Here is an 18,242-nt window from a genome sequence, read left to right as displayed (position 1 = left end):
TCGATTAAATGCCTTTACGGAATTTTTCCAGATAGGCGTTTTGCGGTGACAAGATGATATTGCTTGCACCTTCACCATTCTGGAACGTCTGACGATAGCTCTGCATCGCGCGATAGAAATCATAGAAAGCCGGATCCTTGCCATAGCTTATCGCGTAGATGCGGGCGGCTTCGGCTTCGGCGTCAGCGCGGATAATTTGCGCTTCCTTTTGGCCTTCTGCGTCGATGGCGATGGCTTCCTGGTTTCTCGCGCTGCGCATACGGTTATAAGCCGATTGTAGGGTTGCCGCTGGCAAGTCGGCACGCTTGATGCGCACGTCAATGACTTCGGCCCCATATTTACGCGCTTCCCGGTTTAACGCAGTCTGGATATTCTCCATGACTTCGCCGCGTTCGGCGCTTAACAAGGCAGCAAAGGTCCGCTTGCCAAGCTCGTTGCGCAGCGATGAACCCAAAATCGTCCGCAATTGGTCACGCAGGCGATCTTCAGTACGTATTGTGCGATACATCACAGCGGGCTGGGTAATTCGGAACCGGGCAAAGGCATCCACCTGCAAACGCAACTGGTCGGTGGAAAGCACTTCCTGCTGTTCCATTTGAACGCTCAAGACGCGCTTGTCGATCATCTGGATCTGTTCAACAAAGGGAATACGGAAGGTAAGTCCAGCGCGTGTTTCGCCGAATTTCTCGCCGGGCTTATAGGGGTTCACGATCCGGTCGACCTTACCATAGCTGCTGATAATGGCTTGCTGGGTTTCGGGAACGACATTCACCGACATGCTCATCAATATGAGCGCGCCGATTGCGCCAAACGCGAGATAAATAGGATTGCGAAGGAGGCTGCTGGTCATTGCTTCGTCCCTGTAACGGTCACTGGTTCGGCCTTTGGAGCCGTTCTTTTCTGGAATTCGGGAATGGGCAGGTAAGGCGTTACGCCGCCCGTTTCGACAATCGTCTTGTCAACCTTACCCAGTACCTGCTCCATGGTTTCATAATATAACCGGCGCTTCGTCACCTCAGGTGCGGCACGATATTGCACGTAAATTTTGTCAAACTCGGCGGTTTCACCCAAGGCAAGCTCGGTCACGCGGCTGGCATAAGCGCGGGCATCGTTCAGATAGCTTTCGCGCCGTTGCTGCGCCGCGTTCACTTCGCGGAAGGCGTCATTGACCTCGGCCGGGGGGTCCGACTGGCGGATCGAAATACTCTGGATCAACACGCCTGCCCGATATTCATCGAGCACCTGTTGCATCCTGCGACGTACCTCAAGTTCGATCGCGCCACGACCGGGGCCAATAGCTTGTGTTAGATCAAAATTGGCAACCGCGGCGCGCATGGCACTTTCCGCCACTTCTTTGACTGTTTCCTGCGGACTGTCGAGTTGGAACAGGTAGAGCTCCGGATCTTTAATCGACCAGCGGACATCATAGGCCATGTCGATGATACTTTGGTCCTTCGTTAGCACCAAATTCTCGCTGCTTGCCTTTGGTGAGCCTACAGATGTCGTCTGAATTTGTTGCGTATCGATTTTCGTGATGCTTTGCAGTGGCGCAGGCAAAGTGAACTGGATGCCGGGCGATACTGTACGCGAATATTTACCCAATTGCGTCACAACGCCTTCTTGTTCAGGGCCAATGCGATGGATGCTTGTCCATACGATCCACAAAGCGACGAGGGCGCCAATGATAAGCGGGAACCAGCTTTTTCCATCGGGCCGTTGCGGCAAACCACCAAATCCGCCGCCTTTTCTGCGCAGCAGATCCTCAAGCGATGGGCCGCGCGAACGGGTGCGTCCGGCGGGTTCGGGTGTTGGATCCCACGGGTTAACGGGATCGGGCTTCGATCCGCCTCCGCTCCCGGTTGGGTTGCTTGTGCCGTTTGTTTCCCCAGAATCGGAGGAATCCCAAGGTCCTTTGCCATCTGTTGCCAAAATCACGGGTCCTTGCTTGTCAAATTTTCTGCTCATAAAACCTTTATAGGAACGGTTTTTCAGAAAAACAGTGTCAATCCCGCAATTCTGAATCTATTCGGCAAGTCATGTCCAATTTTGATATATTTTCCGATGCCATTTTTGCGGTTGTGGGGAACCGCGCGAGTGGTTTGAAGGTCACCGAAAATGCGGTCTCGCTGATGCTTGACGTGTCCGGCTTAAATGCCGAACAGCGCACTGAAATCGAAGCCGATGTCCGCACGGCAGCCACGCAGGTCGGCGCGCAATCGGTGCGTGTCATGTTGACCGCCGAACGCATCACGCCGCGCCTGATTGCGGTGGCGAGTGGCAAAGGCGGCGTCGGCAAATCTACGCTGTCGACAAACCTTGCCATTGCCATGGCGCGCGCTGGCGGTTCTGTTGGTCTGGTGGATGCAGATATCTATGGCCCGTCGCAACCGAGATTGATGGGTGTGGAGGGCGTGAAGCCCCAAGCCGAAGGCAACATGATCATACCTGTGATGGGCGCGGGCGGCGTGCCGTTTCTGTCCATGGGGCAATTGGTCAACCCGGGGCAAGCCATTGCATGGCGCGGACCGATGGCGGGTAATGCGTTGTCGCAACTTGTCGATGCCAAATGGGGCAATGTCCGCGACATCGTGGTTGATATGCCGCCAGGCACGGGCGATATTCAATTGTCCATGATCCAGAAGCATAAGCCTATCGGCGCAGTCATCATCTCCACGCCACAGGACCTTGCCCTCATTGACGCGATGCGCGCCATCAGCTTTTTCGATACGGCAAAAGTACCGATCATTGGCCTTGTTGAAAATATGGCCGGGTATCTGTGTCCGCATTGCGGGGAAATGAGCGATCCTTTCGGTTCGGGTGGGGCAGAGGCGGCAGCGAAGGAATTGGGTATTCCGTTCTTAGGACGGATACCACTCGACATTAAAATCCGGATGGAAAGCGACGCTGGCACGCCGCCGGCATTAGGTGAAGGACCGATTAGCGACGCTTATGCTGCGATAGCGCGGCAAGTCTCTGCGTGGATTGATTCTCCGAAAGATACCGCTGCATGAATGAAGCGCCAGCAGCAAAGGACGGCATAAGCCGCCGGAAACTGCTGGTTGGCGGCGGCGTAGGCATAGGACTTTTGGTGGCATGGGGCCTATGGCCGCGTCGCTATGCGCCAAACATGCGTTTGGCGGATGGGGAGCATCTTTTTGGTCCATGGCTGAAAATTGCGGAGGATGGCAAAGTCATCGTCGCCATCCCGCAGAGCGAGTCTGGCCAAGGCGTGTATTCGGCGCTGGCGCAGATCGTGGCCGGTGAATTGGGGGCGGACTGGCGCTCGGTCGCGGTGCAGCCGGTTTCCGCCAGTCCGATTTTTGCCAATACATTGCTGGCGCGCGCGTGGGCTCCGGCATTTTTACCAGAAAACATTTCCATAGATGCGGATATTGGTCCCGTTGCCAGCAGCATAAATGAAATCGCCCGCCGCGACATGTTTATAGTGACAGGCGGGTCATCCTCAATCCGGCAGTTCGAAAGACCGTGCCGTGAAGCTGGCGCTGCGGCGCGGACTTTATTGTGTCAGGCAGCAGCAGCGCGCTGGGGCATTGCATGGGAGCAATGCCGGACCGATCGTGGTTTTGTGATTTCTGGCCAACGGCGCTTGTCCTTTGCAGAATTGGTGGTTGAGGCATCGGCGCTTGCTGTCCCGTCGCCCATTCCACTTAACCCGTCGGCACGCAACCGGCTGTCGGGACGCGATGCACCGCGCCTTGACCTGTCGGCCAAGGTGGACGGCAGTGTCAGTTTTGCTGGCGATGTCCGTTTGCCCGATATGTTGTTTGCGTCGGTTCGCGCTGGGCCAGCGGGTGACACCCGTCTGTTGTCGGCTAATGAGAAGGCTGCGTTGAAAATGCGTGGCGTCCTGCAGGTGGTGAAGACCGATAACTGGGTCGCGGCGGTTGCAAGCAATTGGTGGGCGGCAAACAATGCCCTCGATGCCATGGCACCCGTGTTCCGCACCAAGGGCCGGATGGCAAACAGCACAGCAATCATGCAGTCTTTGTCCAATGCAATTGCCAAAGGCCCCGGCTTTCGCGCGACCAAATTTGGGGATATTGATGTCGCCATGGCGCCGGAAACAGGCACGCGGATATTCAAGGCAGATTATACCGTCGGCGCTGCGGTGCACGCACCGATTGAGACACGATCGGCAACAGCAGACTTTAGGGATGGGCGTCTACAATTGTGGCTCGCGACCCAAGCGCCGCAAGCCGCGCGTATAGTCGCTGCCAAAGCCATTGGAATTAACGTCGATGACGTTGTGCACCATCCTGTGATGGCTGGTGGAAGCTTCGACCGTAATTTCGACAACAGCATAGCCGCGCAAGTGGCGGTGATTGCCAAGGCCGTGGGCCGGCCCGTCCAATTGACATGGTCCCGTCCAGAAGATTTCGTCCGCAATCACGTCCGCAGTCCTGCTTTGGGTCGGCTTTCGGCGGCCATGAACGCGGATGGCGCGGTGACGGGCGTAACGGTTCGTGTCGCTGCAGCGTCCAGTATGCGTGAGCTTGCCAACCGGATAGACGGACAATCAACGGACGAGGCGCGTAAGTCGGCATCCGGCCAATATGATGTGCTGGCGCTGGAAGGCGCGCAAATTCCTTACGTCATACCAAATATCACTATCGACCATTTCCCCGTGTCCATGCCTATGCCGACTGGGCCATGGCGCGGCTTAGCCAACAGCTATAACTGCTTCTTCGTTGAAGGATTTATCGATGAACTGGCGCATAAGGCAGGGGTTGAACCCTTGTCGTTCCGTATGCAAATGCTGGCTGGCCAGACACGTTTGGCGCGATGCCTAACAGGTGTGGCGACGATGGCTGGCTGGGATGGTGGCGTGTCGGGCAGTGGGCGTGGCATCGCGTGCCACAGCATGCGCGGTAGCCATATTGCCATCATTGTGACTGCCCGCAATAGCGCGACTGGCGTGCGTGTGGACCGCATTCACGCGATGGCTGATTGTGGCCGCTTAATTAACCCCGATCTGGCGCGCCAGCAGATTGAAGGCGGCATCGTGTTTGGATTGGCTCAGGCCTTGGGATCTGCTACCGACTTTGAAAGCGGGCTTCCCACCGCACGGCGGTTGCGCGATATCGATCTGCCCAAATTAGCCGATGTACCCGAAATCACGGTGAAACTTGCGCGCAACGATGAAGCGCCGGGTGGCGTTTCCGAATTGGGCGTTCCCGCGGTTGCACCTGCTATTGCCAATGCCATTTTCTCCGCCGCCGGTATTAGGCTGCGCGAATTACCCTTATTGTCCAGAGGACTATGATGACATTACCGATTGATCACCCCCCCGTAGCAACACCGAAAATTGGTGTATTGCTTGTAAATTTAGGGACACCGGACGCGCCGACGACGCCTGCTGTGAAACGCTACCTCAAGCAGTTTCTATCCGACCGCCGCGTCGTCGAAATTCCGCCGATCATCTGGCAACCGATTTTGCGTGGCATCATTTTGAATACGCGTCCCCAGAAATCTGCCAAGGCTTATGCAAAAGTGTGGACTGACAAGGGTTCGCCTCTGGCATTTTTTACTGCTGGACAGGCCGACGCGCTGCAGGCGCGCATGGGCGATACTGCCGATGTTCGCTACGCCATGCGATATGGCAACCCGTCGGTCGCCGATCAGCTTGCCGCCATGAAGGCTGCGGGGTGCAACCGGATTTTGATCGCGCCCATGTATCCGCAATATTCCGGCGCAACGACGGGAACTGTATTGGATGAGGCCTATGCCGCATTGACCGCTATGCGCTGGCACCCCGCGATACGAACGCTGCCGGCCTATCATGATGATGCGGCCTATATTATCGCGCTGAAAAGGTCGATTGAGGCTTCGCTGGCCGGACTTGATTTCGAACCCGACGCTATCGTCATTAGCTTCCACGGCATGCCCGAACGCACATTGCAATTGGGGGATCCCTATCATTGCCATTGCCAGAAAACGGCGCGTTTGTTGTCTGAGGCTATGGGGCGCGCATTGGTTGTCAGTTTCCAGTCACGTTTCGGTCGTGCCAAATGGCTTGAACCGGCAACGGACGACACGCTGATGCGGTTGGCGCGCGAAGGCACCAAGAAAGTCGCAATTTTTGCGCCAGGCTTTTCCGTTGATTGCCTCGAAACGCTCGAAGAATTGGCCATGCAGGGCCATGAGCAGTTCGAAGAAGCAGGCGGCACGCATTACGCGTATATGCCATGCCTCAACGACAGTGATGTCGGTATGAACATGTTAGAGAGCATCATCCGTCGCGAACTCGCTGGCTGGATTTAACATCAGATACAGCTGCTTATGAATTCTTCCGACTAACGTTTACGGCAACTTGCGCTTACGGGCGTGCACGGTAATCATCGTCAAAATTGAGCGAGGAGAGCGGCGCATGACAAAGGTGGCAGTGGTTACAGGGGGCACCAGAGGCATTGGGGAGGCGATTAGCCTAAAGTTGCAAGAAAAGGGACGTTTGGTAATCGCCAATTATGGCGGCAATGATGCCGCAGCAATGGCTTTCTCAGAGCGTACCGGCATCGCCGTTCGGAAATGGGACGTAGGCGATCATAAAAGTTGCATTGATGCCTGCGCCGCTATTGAAGCCGAATATGGCCAGATTGACATCATGGTCAACAATGCGGGCATTACGCGGGACGCCACAGTGATTAAAATGACGTTTGAACAATGGGATGAGGTTATCCGCGTTGATCTTACGGGCTGCTTCAACATGGCCAAGGCGGTATTTGCGGGCATGCGTGAGCGCAAATGGGGCCGCATTGTCAACATCGGCTCGGTCAACGGCCAAGGGGGGCAAATAGGTCAGGTGAACTATGCCGCCGCCAAATCGGGCATTCATGGCTTTACAAAATCCCTTGCGGCGGAGGGCGCACGACATGGCGTTACGGCTAATGCCATTGCGCCAGGTTATATTGGTACGGAAATGCTGTCGACGATTCCTGAAAATGTCATGGATAAGATTGTCGCCCAGATCCCTGTTGGCCGCCTTGGGCAGCCCGAAGAAATTGCGCGTGGCGTCGAATTTCTCACCAGCGATAATGCTGGGTTTATAACCGGATCGACCTTGTCGATTAACGGTGGCCAGCATATGTATTGATGGGCATCCGGTCTTGAGCGACATCTATCACCCGCCTGTGAAACGAAGCATGACCGTAGCCGGGCATCAGACGTCAATCAGTCTTGAACCATTATTTTGGGATCGGCTTCGGGCGATTGCGGAGGCGGATGGCCTGCCGATTAATGCTTTGGTGGCGCAGATTGATGTCGCGCGGCTTGAATCGCGAACGCCCTGTGGCCTTGCAAGCGCCATTCGCCTCTGGCTCATGGCGCATATTTAATGTGACGGGTTAAAAACACTGGATCTTTAAGACTGTTCTGTTCGCCCAGATATGGCTGGTAGTTTGCAACCGTAAGGTCGGATCAAAGACCCGCTTCTACCGCAATTCTCACCGCGTCTGCGGCGTTTGAAGTTGAAAGCTTTTTGAACATTAACATGCGGTGCATTTGGACCGTTTTTTCACTCAGTGACAGACGGTAGGCTATTTGCTTTGTGCGGAAACCGCGCGCCATTTGCTGCAATATTTCGCGCTGGCGTGGCGATAGACGGTCAACAATTTGTGCCGCTTTTTGTTGCCGCACGAGGCCAATGCTCTCTTCTTCCGGCAGAACCTCAATCTGCGATCCGACGAAAAGCTCCAGTTTTCCTTCATCATCAAATAATGGCGCAATCATGACCGCGTTGCGAAAGGGGGACCCGTCTTTGCGGTAGTTGATAAGCTCAGCCAAGGCAGGGCGTTGACCATAAACCGCCGAGCGCAATTTCTCGGTCTGACCATTTTCGGTGTCGGGACCACGAAGGAACCTACAGTTACGTCCAATCGATTCCGCTTCGGAATATCCGGTCAGCGCGCAGAAGGCAGCATTTACAGCAATCAGGGGATTGTCAGGCTGTGTGGGGTCGCTGACGACTGTTGCAATCGGGCTAAAAAGAATCGAATCCAAAACCGGATGGCTGCTTGTTACGATGGTTTTTGAGAAATGTTCGTCTGTCACTTAGGGATTAATACTGTATGAATCCAAAACTGGCAACCCTTCCTTGGTGCCATAAATCAATATGCAGCGTTGTGTATCACTCCGCGCCGACCCGTTCGACGTCCGCTCCGACCAACTGAAGCTTCTCCTCAAGCCGTTCATAACCGCGATCAAGATGATAGAGTCGGCTAACATGCGTTTCGCCCTCTGCTACCAATCCAGCGATCACTAGGCTCATCGACGCCCGCAAGTCGGTTGCCATGACGGGCGCGCCAGTAAGCTTTTTGACCCCATGGACAATCGCTGTGCGGCCCTTTGTCTCGATATGCGCGCCCATCCGATTAAGTTCGGGGACATGCATATAGCGGTTTTCAAATATGGTCTCGGTAAGCACACTAGCGCCGTCTGCCATGCACAGCATGGCCATGAACTGCGCCTGCATGTCGGTGGCAAAACCGGGATAGGGTGCCGTGGAAATGGTAAGCGGCTTTAATTTGCCATCTGAAGAGACGCGAATGCCAGTTCCCGTATCTTTGACCTTAGCACCGGCTTGACGCAAGGCATCCAGCGTCGCGTCCATCTCGCTGGCTTTTGCACCGACGAGTTCGACATCACCGCCCGTGATAGCAGCGGCACAGGCGTAGCTGCCGGCCTCGATACGGTCGCTCATCACGCGGTAGGTTGCGCCATGAAGGCGGTCCCGACCTTGAATGATCAAATCGGATGTGCCGATGCCTTCAATTTGCGCCCCCATGGCGACGAGCAGGTTGCAGAGGTCTACAATTTCCGGCTCGCGCGCCGCATTGCGCAGCACGCATGTGCCCTTGGCGAGACTGGCCGCCATCAAAGCGTTTTCGGTCGCGCCGACGGATACGACAGGAAATGTGTATGTCCCACCCGGAATGCCCTTTTTGGCAATGGCTTTGACATAGCCGGCGGCCACTTCAATCTCGACGCCAAAGGCTTCCAGCGCCTTGAGGTGAAGGTCAATCGGCCGGTTGCCGATTGCGCATCCGCCCGGTAGCGAAACAGTCGCTTCACCAGCGCGCGCCAGCATTGGACCAAGCACAAGGATAGAGGCACGCATTTTGCGAACTAGGTCATAAGGCGCGACGTTACTGGTAATCCGCGTAGCTTCCAACGTCATAACCCGGCCGAAATCTTCGGGGCGTGACCCAGCAACTGTTGTCGAAATCCCGAACTGATTCATCAGATGCTGAAAGCCGTCAATGTCGGCCAAGCGCGGTAAATTACGCAAAGTCAGCGGTTCATCCGTCAGCAGCGCGCAGGGGATCAACGTCAATGCACTGTTCTTCGCACCTGAAATCGGAATTTTGCCTTTTAGGGCGTTGCCGCCACGCACGATTATCTTATCCATCGCAATGTATTTAGCGGGAATTGGATGCGGCGCAACTTAGGATTTGGTAAGTGCCGCCTCAACCTGCCCAAGCCGTTCCTTGCCCCAAAACATCTCGTCAGCCACAAAGAAGGTCGGTACGCCAAATGCGCCGCGTTTTGCGGCGGCCTCGGTATTGGCTATAAGCTCGGCCTTCACTTCAGGATCATCTGCCAGAGCCAGCAACGCGCCGCTGTCGAGGCCAGCCCCGTTCAGAACATCCCGCACAACATCGAGATCGCTCAGGTCTGATCCGTTTTGCCACATCGCCGCCATGACCACGTCCACATAAGACGCAAAGCAGCCAAGCCTCTGTGCCGCAAAGGCGCCGCGCATCACGTGTAGTGTGTTGAGAGGAAAACGTGGATTCATCTTAAACGGTATCGCATGCGCTTTTACGAAGCGTTGAAATTCCAGCATCTCATATTTCTGTTTGGCGGGCGTTTCAGCATAGCGCATCATTGGTGCCTGATTATTGGTAAGCTTGAACAAGCCACCGAGCAGGATAGGCACATACAGGGCCTCTGCACCGGTTCGGTCACACAGGTCCGGCAACATTTTGTATGCCAAATAGCTATTTGGTCCGCCAAAATCGAAAAGAAATTCAAAACTTTTGGCCATCTAAAAACTCTCCGTCCAGGGGCGCAAGTCCATTTCGTGCGTCCATGCGCTGCGATGTTGCTTGTGCAGGGCAACATATTGTAGGGCAATCGCGTCGGGCGACAATATGCCGTCTGCTGCCTTTGCAGCCTCGAAATCCGGACGGATACCGCGTATGAAGGCCGTATCGATGCCGCCATCGATAATGACGTGCGCGACATGAATGTTTTGCGGACCCAGCTCACGCGCCATGGATTGCGCCAGCATCCGCAGTGCGCCCTTTGCGCCAGAAAAGGCGGAGAAGCCTTTACCGCCACGCATACTTGCCGTTGCGCCTGTGAAGATGATGGTGCCCGATTGGCGCGCGACCATGCGGCGCGCGGCCTCACGACCCATCAGGAACCCAGCGAATGCCGCCATTTCCCATACCTTGCGGTACACTTGCGCGGTCATATCGAGTATGGAAAAATTGACATTCGCGCCTATGTTAAAAACTGCGATCTCTATTGGCCCGACGTCGCGTTCAATCGCATCGACCATCGCTACGACTTCGTCTTCGATCCGGGCGTCAGCAGGGTAAGCGCGGGCTTCATATCCCTCATCGCGTATCGATTGTGCAAGCGCTTCAAGTTGGTCGGCGTTGCGCGCACGGCGGTTGACGCAGGCTACATAGCCTTCGCGTGCAAAAGCCTTGGCGATAGAGCTACCTGTGGCGTCACCTGCGCCAACGATTAGGGCTGCCTTACTCAATCTTTCTCCAGCGTGCATTGCAGCGGATGCTGGTTCTTCTGCGCGAAGTCCATCACTTGCGTAACCTTGGTTTCGGCCACTTCATAGGTGAAAATACCGCAGACGCCGACGCCCTTTTGGTGGACATGCAGCATCACACGGGTCGCCTGATCGGTATCCATCTGAAAAAACGCCTTGAGGACATGCACGACAAATTCCATCGGCGTGTAATCGTCGTTCAGCAGTAGCACTTTATAAAGGCTTGGCTTTTGGGTTTTTGGGCGTGTGCGCGTGGCGAGGCCGACCCCCGGTCTGCCGCCATTTTTTTCATCATCGTCTTGCGCCATTAAAATCTGCATCGGACTAAAATAGGTCAGAGGAGGGGGACTCTGCAAGCCCCGTTCGTCATCTATTCTCTTGCACCAAAAAGAAACCGCCCTTTCTTTAACGGAAAGGACGGTTGCTTTGTGGAATTGCACCGGGTGATCTCGACGTCCTGCCGCCAAAAGGAGGAGAGAGAGGGTGGTAGGTGTATGACCCACCGGTGCAATATCGTTCGGAAGCTTATGCAGCTTTCTTGAACAGCTCAGTCGTCGCCGCGATGCAGTTCGAGATTGGCTGGAACATTTCGCTGACCAACTTGACCATCGCTTCCGTGTTTTTCGAGCCCTGTGCAACGGCAGTGTCTAAACCCTTACGGGCCAATTCGCCCTGAAGCTTGACGAAATCCGTTGGGGACTTGACCGAAGTCAGTTCCTTCACGGCAACCTGGACTTCTTCGAAATTCTTCTTTGCGAATTCCATATTGGTCTTGCCGATTTCCTGAGCGCCCTTGGCAACAATCTTGCCAGCTTCAACGACGGCATCAACATTTGCCTTGTTGAATTCAACGGCTTCAGCAGCAAACTTCTTGCCCTTTTCGGCAGCCTCGGTTGCCTTTTCGCGGACGTCAGCGAAAAACTCGGTTGCCTTTTCAGCGGTTTTTTCTGCAGTGGCTTTAACAGTGTCAGTCATTTTTGATACTCCTTGAGCAATCGGTGTTGGTTCAACAGACACGGTTTTCAGGGCCGGCGAAGCAAAAGGTGTTTCCACCTTGGTCTTCACAACGGTGCTTGGAGCAGCTTTCACAGCTACACGCTTTGAAACCGCAACTTTGGCAGTTTTCGCTGGCGTGTTTGTTTCTGTCTTAGCAGTCATGTGTACGCACCATTTCTGTTGTGTTGCACTGCACAATAAATGCAAATGCAAACTATGTCAACAAAAAATGGTGCAGTGCACAAAATTGGCTTTTGGTTTGTTAATCCGCCAAAGTCAGCCGTTCAAAACGTTCATAATGGTGATCCGCAGAACCAAATTGGTTCTCAATCATCGTTGCTCGCTTAAAGAAGTGACCAATGGCCAGCTCCTGTGTGATGCCAATGCCGCCATGTGTTTGAATAGCGCTCTGCCCCACAAACTTTGCTGAACGTGACACTTTCGCCTTACATGCTGATACGGCGGCCATGCGTTCGGCGGCTGGCAGATCGAGCTTAAGCATTGCCATTGTGGTCATGGACTTTGATTGCTCAACCTCCATGAACATGTCGACCATGCGATGCTGAAGCACTTGGAAGCGCGAGATTGGCTGACCAAATTGGTTGCGCTGACGCGCATATTCCAACGTACCCTGATGCAGCTTTGCAGTCACGCCACACGATTCAGCGCAGACGGCAACCGTTGCTTCGTCAACGATGCGTTCAATCAGCGGCAGGCCCGCGCCTTCGTCACCCAGCAACGCGTCAGCAGGAATAGCGGCGTTTTCGAAATAGATTTCAGACGCCTGGAAGCCATCCACAGTTGGGTAATCGCGGCGGACAATGCCCTTTGCATTGGCATCAATCAGGAACAAGGACACGCCGTTGACATCGGTGGTCGCGCCGCCTGTCCGCGCGGTCACGAGCAAATGCGTTGCCCATGGTGCGGCGTATACGACACCCTTATGGCCGTTCAAAACATAGCCCGCGCCGTCCTTCTTGGCTATCGTACGGATATTGGCGAGGTTATAGCGGCCCTGTGGCTCTGCATACGCAAAGGCAATAATGACATTGCCATTGATGATTTCCGGTATGACGGCATCCGCAACTGCGCCACCGACAGCCTTTAACGCACCACCGCCCAGAACGACGGTCTGGAGGTAAGGCTCAATCGCGATGACCTTGCCAAGCTCTTCCATGATCAAGGCGTTTTCGAGATGACCACCACCCAAGCCGCCCCGGTCTTCACTGAACGAGGCGCCCAGCATGCCGAGATCCTGCGCCAAAGCTTTCCAAATGCCGGGGTCACGTCCCATGCTGCTGGCAATCATCTTGCCGCGGCTATCGAAATCATAGGTGTCCGCCAAAAAACGGCTCAGGGTGTCGCGGATCATGTCCTGCGTTTCGGTGTAGCTGAAATCCATTATAGGCCTCTCTCAATTTTTTTGTCATTCCCGCGAAAGCGGGAATCCATGGCCTGACCATCATGTTTGGGCAAAGGTTCAGACCATGGACCCCCGAGCGGGTCGGGGGTGACACAGTTTTTGTTTCCAAGCGGGATTAAATTCCCAGCACCATCTTAGCGATGATGTTGCGTTGGATCTCGTTTGATCCACCGTAAATCGTCGTCTTGCGGGTGTTGAAATAGGTCGGCGCGGCGCGATGCGCATAATCTGGACCAATGGGGTGTTCATTGTCGCCTTCGCCAAAGCCACGGAAATATGGCGCGCCATAATGGCCGACGGCTTCGAGCGCGAGTTCGGTAATCCGCTGCTGGATTTCCGAGCCTTTGATTTTCAGCAAACTCGATTCAGGGCCAGGGCCATTGCCCGCTGCCTCACCGGCAAGGCTGCGCAATTCGGTGAATTCAAGCGCCGTGAGGTCAATTTCAAGTTCCGAAATTTTGCGCTTGAAAAATGGGTTAGCAATCAACGGGCGGTCGCCATCCTGTTCGGTACGGGCAATCGCCTTGATCTTCTCCACGCCGCGCTTTGAACGGGCAACGGCGGCAATGCCAGTGCGTTCGTGCGCCAGCAAGAACTTCGCGCAGGTCCAACCCTTGTTTTCTTCATAAACGCGATTTTCAACTGGCACGCGGACGTCTTCCAACCAGACCTCGTTGACTTCATGCTCGCCGCCCAAGGTGATAATCGGGCGGACGGTCACGCCCGGTGACTTCATGTCGATCAATAAGAAGCTAATGCCCTCTTGGGCCTTGGCATCGGGATCGGTGCGCACAAGGAAGAAGCCCCAGTCGGCATGCTGCGCCATGGTTGTCCAGGTTTTCTGGCCGTTGACGACATAATGGTCGCCGTCACGAACAGCCTTGGTGCGCAGCGATGCTAGGTCGGAACCAGCGCCGGGTTCGGAATATCCCTGACACCACCAATCATCGCCTGACAAAATACCGGGAAGGAATTTGGCTTTTTGCTCAGGCGTGCCGAAAGTGTAGATCACTGGACCAACCATCGACAGGCCAAATGGCATCGTACCAACGCAATCGGCGGAGGCCAGTTCTTCGGACCAGATGAAACGCTCCGTCGCGGTCCAACCAGTACCGCCATATTCGACGGGCCATGCAGGTGCGATCCAGCCCTTTTTGGCGAGAATGCGATGCCATGACAGAAAATCTTCCTTCGAAAGATCATGTTCTTCGTCCTGCACCGAGCGGAGATTTTCGGGGTAACTTTCGGTGATGAAATTGCGCACTTCCTTTTGGAAGGCGATTTCTGCGGGGCTGAATTCGAGTTGCATCACGATTCTCCTAAAAAGCTGAATCTGAATTAGTCGACGTTTACGTAAACGTCAATTGAATCTCATCGTGCCTTCACATAGCTACCTGGCGCCGATTCTAGGGCCTTAAGAGTGCCTTGGCCGGGTTGACGCGGCCCGGTTGCCGGCACGCGGGTGTCGCCCTTCTCTGTCAGCCAAGACAGCCAATCGGGCCACCAGCTACCCTTCGTCTCCGTGGCACCCGCAATGAAGGCCGCGAATGAGGGCGGCGATGTGTCATTGGTCCAATATTGATATTTATGGTGCGCAGGCGGATTGACCACACCCGCAATATGACCGCTGCCCGCCAGCACGAATTTGGTGGGACCCGTGAAATGCTCCTGTAGTTTCCAGACGCTTTCGGCGGGCGCAATATGATCCTCGCGGCCAGCCTGAATATAGGTTGGCGTTTGCACGCGGCGCAGATCAATCGGGGTGCCGAGTACTGACAAATCATTTGGCTTCACCAGCCGGTTATCGCGATAGAGGTCTACTAGATAGTTGCGATGCCATTTGGCCGGCAGGTTGGTGACGTCGCCATTCCAGTGCAGCAAATCGAACGCGGGATAGTCTTCGCCCAGCAGATAATTTTTGACGACAGTGGACCATATCAGATCCTTACCGCGCAGCATGTTGAAGGTCAGCGCCAGGAAACGGCCATCTAAATAGCCTTGCGGTGCGCTCAAAGCCTCCGTCATCGCAATCTGTTGATCATCGATAAAATGCAAAAGTTCCCCGCTGGAACTAAAATCGACCTGTGCTGTAAAAAAGGTCGCGCTGCGCACTTTGTCAGCAGTGTCAGTTGCCGCGAGGACCGCGAGCGTTGCCGCCAAGGTCGTACCGGCAACACAATAGCCAATCGTATGGACATCTGGCACATCAAGGGCGCTGCGCACGGTATCAATCGCGTCGATCTGCGCCGTGATATAGTCATCCCAAATGACGTCCTTCATCGAAGCGTCGGCCGATTTCCATGACACGATAAAAACCGTGATTCCTTGGTCGACGCAATATTTGATGAAGCTTTTTTCCGCCGTCAAATCGAGAATATAAAAGCGGTTGATCCATGGCGGGAAAATGATGAGCGGCGTTTCCAGCACCTTTTCCGTGGTCGGGTCATATTGAATAAGCTGATACAAAGGCGTTTGGTGCACGACCTTGCCCGGCGTTGCGGCGATGTTTTCGCCAAGGGTAAACGCGTTAGGGTCGGTATGCGTCAACTGTCCGCGTTGCATGTCCTGCATCAGGTACTGCAACCCGGACATCAGGCTCGCACCCTTGGACTCCAAGGCGCGTTCGAGTGCAACCGGATTGGTAAAGGGTGAATTTGCAGGGCTCATTGCCTCGATGATGCTACGCAGAGCAAAGCCCATTTTTGCTTTATCCTGTTCGGACAAGCCATCCAATTGGTCAGCTGCGGCCAACATATATTCGGACATGACCTGATAGCTTTGGCGGACCAAGTCGAATACCGGGTGCTCCCATTGGGGCGCGGCAAAACGGCGATCAGTCGTATCGAGCTTATCACGGCCAGCCTTGGCCAGCGGTTCCAGCACGGTTCCCCAGGCATCCATCGCCGCGTGATACGCCTTTAGGGGGTCGGTCGTCGCGATTGCCGTTTGCTCAAACAACTTCATGAACTGCTGAGGGTCCATGAAGGGCGGGATTTCGGGTGAGTCGGCCATAACGATAGGCATATCAAAGCAAATGAAATTGTCGAAGATTGTTTTGTTGTGCGGCGCAGCATGGACATTGCGTAAAAAAGAGCGCAAAGGCGCGCCATAATGACATTTGAAAACATATCTCCGCTTCTCGATGAAGCGCTCACCGCGCGTGGATACACTACGCTGACCCCCGTTCAAAACGCTGTAATTACAGAGGAGGCCGTTGGACGCGACTTGGTTGTGTCGGCACAAACTGGCTCGGGCAAGACCGTCGCCTTTGGCCTCGCTATGGCCCCCCAAATCCTTGATGGTGGGATGGTTAGCCTCGCACGCGAGCCTGCGGCGCTCATCATTGCCCCGACCCGCGAGCTTGCCTTGCAGGTAAGCCGCGAATTGATGTGGCTTTATGGTAAAGCAGGCGTACGTATTGCGACCTGCGTTGGCGGGATGGACGCGTCGAAAGAACGGCGCACATTGAATCAAGGCGCGCAGATCGTTGTCGGCACCCCCGGACGCCTTCGGGACCATTTGGAGCGCGGCGCGCTTGACCTGTCGGCATTGAAGGTCGCAATCTTGGATGAAGCGGACGAAATGCTCGACATGGGCTTTCGTGAAGAGCTTGAGGAAATTTTGAACGCTACGCCGGAAGCGCGGCGGACATTGCTGTTCTCAGCCACCATGCCGAAACCGATTGTGTCTCTGGCAAAACGATATCAGCGCGATGCTTTGCGCATTTCAACCGTTGGCGAAGACCGCGGGCATGGCGACATCAGCTATCAAGTGGTCACGGTTGCTCCGCCGGACATCGAAAACGCTGTCGTGAACTTGCTGCGTTTGCATGAGGCGGAGACCGCCATATTGTTCTGCGCCACGCGTGAAAATGTTCGCCGCTTGCATGCCAGCCTGACCGAGCGCGGCTTTAACGTTGTGGCTTTATCGGGTGAGCATTCGCAGTCTGAACGCAACCAAGCACTTCAGGCTTTGCGTGACCAACGCGCGCGCGTTTGCGTTGCAACCGACGTTGCCGCACGCGGGATTGATTTGCCCAACCTATCGTTGGTTGTGCATGTCGAACTGCCGCGCGATGCCGAAGGGCTTCAGCATAGATCGGGCCGTACAGGTCGTGCAGGCCGCAAGGGTACTGCTGTATTGATAGTGCCCTATCAGCGCCGCAAGCGAGTGGAATCCATGCTGCGTGGTGCAAAGATTGAGGCGGATTGGATCAAGGTTCCGACCGCTGCAGACATTCGGGCCAAGGACCATGAACGTCTGCTCGAAACGCTTCTGACTCCTGTAGAGGTTGAGGACGAAGATCGCGCGCTGGGCGCCCGCTTGCTCGAAACCATGTCGGCCGAAGACATCGCGGCCGCTTTAGTGCGCGTGCATCGTGCCAAGATGCCGCAAGCTGAAGATTTGCTAGATGACGGCAGCCGTGAACGTCAACGCGACGACCATCGCGCAGGCTTTGACGATTCGGTCTGGTTTAAACTGAACGTGGGTCGCCGTAACAATGCCGATCCTAAATGGATATTGCCATTATTGTGCCGCCGTGGCGGCGTGACGAAGAACGACATTGGTGCCATACGCATTGCCGCTAATGAAACCCATGTCGGAATTGCGGCAGCTGCGGTCGCCAAGTTCGCTAAGTCGATAGCACAACCGGGACATGAGGAGGACAATGACGTCGAAATTGTCCAAGCCAATGGTCCGCCAAGGGAAGCAGCACGCGAAAACAAGCGCAGGGGCCGCGATGGCGATCGTCCGCAACGTGCGAAGCTTGGTGTTAATTCACGGGGCGATGGTCCACCACGTGGTGATGGTCCACCCCGTGGCGGCAACTTCCGTGGAGACGGACCACGTGGCGGTGGTTCAAGCCGCGACGGCGCACGTCCTTTCCGCAAGGATGGTCCACCCCCATCAAAGCATGGCGTAAGGCACAAGGCCAAAGGGAACCGCCCGCGTTAATTGATGCGCATATAGTTTTTCTGGAAATGCGGTAAAACTTCGCGCATGAGTGCGGTC

General features: G+C 55.1%; 17 protein-coding genes. 6 read left to right on the top strand and 11 right to left on the bottom strand.

Annotation, left to right across the window (positions count from 1 at the left end):
• Positions 1–4 precede the first annotated feature (4 nt).
• Both Q0O33_RS05925 and Q0O33_RS05920 read right to left on the bottom strand, forming a co-directional pair.
• On the bottom strand, positions 5–850 hold the full coding sequence (locus tag Q0O33_RS05925) for a protease modulator HflC (RefSeq protein WP_295497274.1): 846 nt from the start codon (positions 848–850) through the stop codon (positions 5–7).
• Positions 847–1,935 carry a protease modulator HflK gene (locus Q0O33_RS05920; RefSeq protein ID WP_295497272.1) on the bottom strand — a complete coding sequence of 363 codons (1,089 nt, stop codon included), beginning with the start codon at positions 1,933–1,935 and terminating at the stop codon, positions 847–849. The genes Q0O33_RS05925 and Q0O33_RS05920 overlap by 4 nt, the downstream gene beginning before the upstream one ends.
• A 101-nt stretch (positions 1,936–2,036) precedes the next feature.
• Here Q0O33_RS05920 and Q0O33_RS05915 point away from each other — a divergent pair, with 101 nt between their 5' ends.
• The 5 genes from Q0O33_RS05915 to Q0O33_RS05895 all read left to right on the top strand — a co-directional run bounded on the left by Q0O33_RS05915 (position 2,037) and on the right by Q0O33_RS05895 (position 7,352).
• Positions 2,037–3,011 (top strand): Mrp/NBP35 family ATP-binding protein, encoded by a 975-nt coding sequence (locus Q0O33_RS05915; RefSeq protein WP_295497270.1) that lies wholly within the window; start codon positions 2,037–2,039, stop codon positions 3,009–3,011.
• Entirely contained in the window at positions 3,008–5,284 is a 2,277-nt protein-coding gene (locus tag Q0O33_RS05910; RefSeq protein ID WP_295497268.1) for a molybdopterin cofactor-binding domain-containing protein, read from the top strand. The genes Q0O33_RS05915 and Q0O33_RS05910 overlap by 4 nt, the downstream gene beginning before the upstream one ends.
• The gene (hemH, locus tag Q0O33_RS05905; RefSeq protein WP_295497280.1) at positions 5,284–6,282 is read left to right on the top strand and encodes a ferrochelatase; all 999 of its coding nucleotides are present in this window, start codon (positions 5,284–5,286) and stop codon (positions 6,280–6,282) included. The genes Q0O33_RS05910 and hemH overlap by 1 nt, the downstream gene beginning before the upstream one ends.
• 106 nt (positions 6,283–6,388) lie before the next feature.
• Entirely contained in the window at positions 6,389–7,111 is a 723-nt protein-coding gene (phbB, locus tag Q0O33_RS05900; protein ID WP_295497266.1) for an acetoacetyl-CoA reductase, read from the top strand.
• A 13-nt stretch (positions 7,112–7,124) separates the two neighbouring features.
• Positions 7,125–7,352, top strand: coding sequence for a ribbon-helix-helix domain-containing protein (locus tag Q0O33_RS05895; RefSeq protein ID WP_295497264.1), 228 nt, complete (start codon positions 7,125–7,127; stop codon positions 7,350–7,352).
• 82 nt (positions 7,353–7,434) lie between these two features.
• Here the strand turns inward: Q0O33_RS05895 and Q0O33_RS05890 are convergent, their stop codons facing one another.
• From Q0O33_RS05890 to Q0O33_RS05850, 9 genes are all read right to left on the bottom strand, one after another.
• Positions 7,435–8,016, bottom strand: coding sequence for a LuxR C-terminal-related transcriptional regulator (locus tag Q0O33_RS05890; protein WP_295497262.1), 582 nt, complete (start codon positions 8,014–8,016; stop codon positions 7,435–7,437).
• A 127-nt stretch (positions 8,017–8,143) separates the two neighbouring features.
• Positions 8,144–9,424, bottom strand: a complete 1,281-nt coding sequence (murA, locus tag Q0O33_RS05885; protein ID WP_295497260.1) for a UDP-N-acetylglucosamine 1-carboxyvinyltransferase — start codon at positions 9,422–9,424, stop codon at positions 8,144–8,146.
• 36 nt (positions 9,425–9,460) lie between these two features.
• A complete protein-coding gene (locus tag Q0O33_RS05880; RefSeq protein WP_295497258.1) occupies positions 9,461–10,063 on the bottom strand; it encodes a 2-hydroxychromene-2-carboxylate isomerase in 603 nt (200 codons plus the stop codon).
• Positions 10,064–10,792 (bottom strand): SDR family NAD(P)-dependent oxidoreductase, encoded by a 729-nt coding sequence (locus Q0O33_RS05875; protein WP_295497256.1) that lies wholly within the window; start codon positions 10,790–10,792, stop codon positions 10,064–10,066.
• Positions 10,789–11,118: an ATP-dependent Clp protease adapter ClpS gene (gene clpS / locus Q0O33_RS05870; RefSeq protein WP_366048331.1), complete on the bottom strand. Its 330-nt coding sequence runs from the start codon at positions 11,116–11,118 to the stop codon at positions 10,789–10,791. The genes Q0O33_RS05875 and clpS overlap by 4 nt, the downstream gene beginning before the upstream one ends.
• Before the next feature lie 217 nt (positions 11,119–11,335).
• Positions 11,336–11,785: a phasin family protein gene (locus tag Q0O33_RS05865; protein ID WP_295497254.1), complete on the bottom strand. Its 450-nt coding sequence runs from the start codon at positions 11,783–11,785 to the stop codon at positions 11,336–11,338.
• 283 nt (positions 11,786–12,068) lie between these two features.
• Positions 12,069–13,208: an acyl-CoA dehydrogenase gene (locus Q0O33_RS05860; RefSeq protein WP_295497252.1), complete on the bottom strand. Its 1,140-nt coding sequence runs from the start codon at positions 13,206–13,208 to the stop codon at positions 12,069–12,071.
• 136 nt (positions 13,209–13,344) lie between these two features.
• Positions 13,345–14,538, bottom strand: coding sequence for an acyl-CoA dehydrogenase family protein (locus Q0O33_RS05855; RefSeq protein WP_295497250.1), 1,194 nt, complete (start codon positions 14,536–14,538; stop codon positions 13,345–13,347).
• 62 nt (positions 14,539–14,600) lie between these two features.
• Positions 14,601–16,241, bottom strand: a complete 1,641-nt coding sequence (locus Q0O33_RS05850) for an alpha/beta fold hydrolase (protein WP_295497248.1) — start codon at positions 16,239–16,241, stop codon at positions 14,601–14,603.
• 99 nt (positions 16,242–16,340) lie between these two features.
• Here Q0O33_RS05850 and Q0O33_RS05845 point away from each other — a divergent pair, with 99 nt between their 5' ends.
• Positions 16,341–18,185 carry a DEAD/DEAH box helicase gene (locus Q0O33_RS05845; RefSeq protein WP_295497246.1) on the top strand — a complete coding sequence of 615 codons (1,845 nt, stop codon included), beginning with the start codon at positions 16,341–16,343 and terminating at the stop codon, positions 18,183–18,185.
• Positions 18,186–18,242 lie beyond the last annotated feature (57 nt).

It is taken from the genome of Sphingorhabdus sp. EL138, assembly GCF_945862485.1.
Lineage (GTDB): Bacteria > Pseudomonadota > Alphaproteobacteria > Sphingomonadales > Sphingomonadaceae > Sphingorhabdus_B.
Note: the sequence above shows the minus strand (reverse complement) of the source record. Positions and strands in the feature narration are given on the sequence as shown.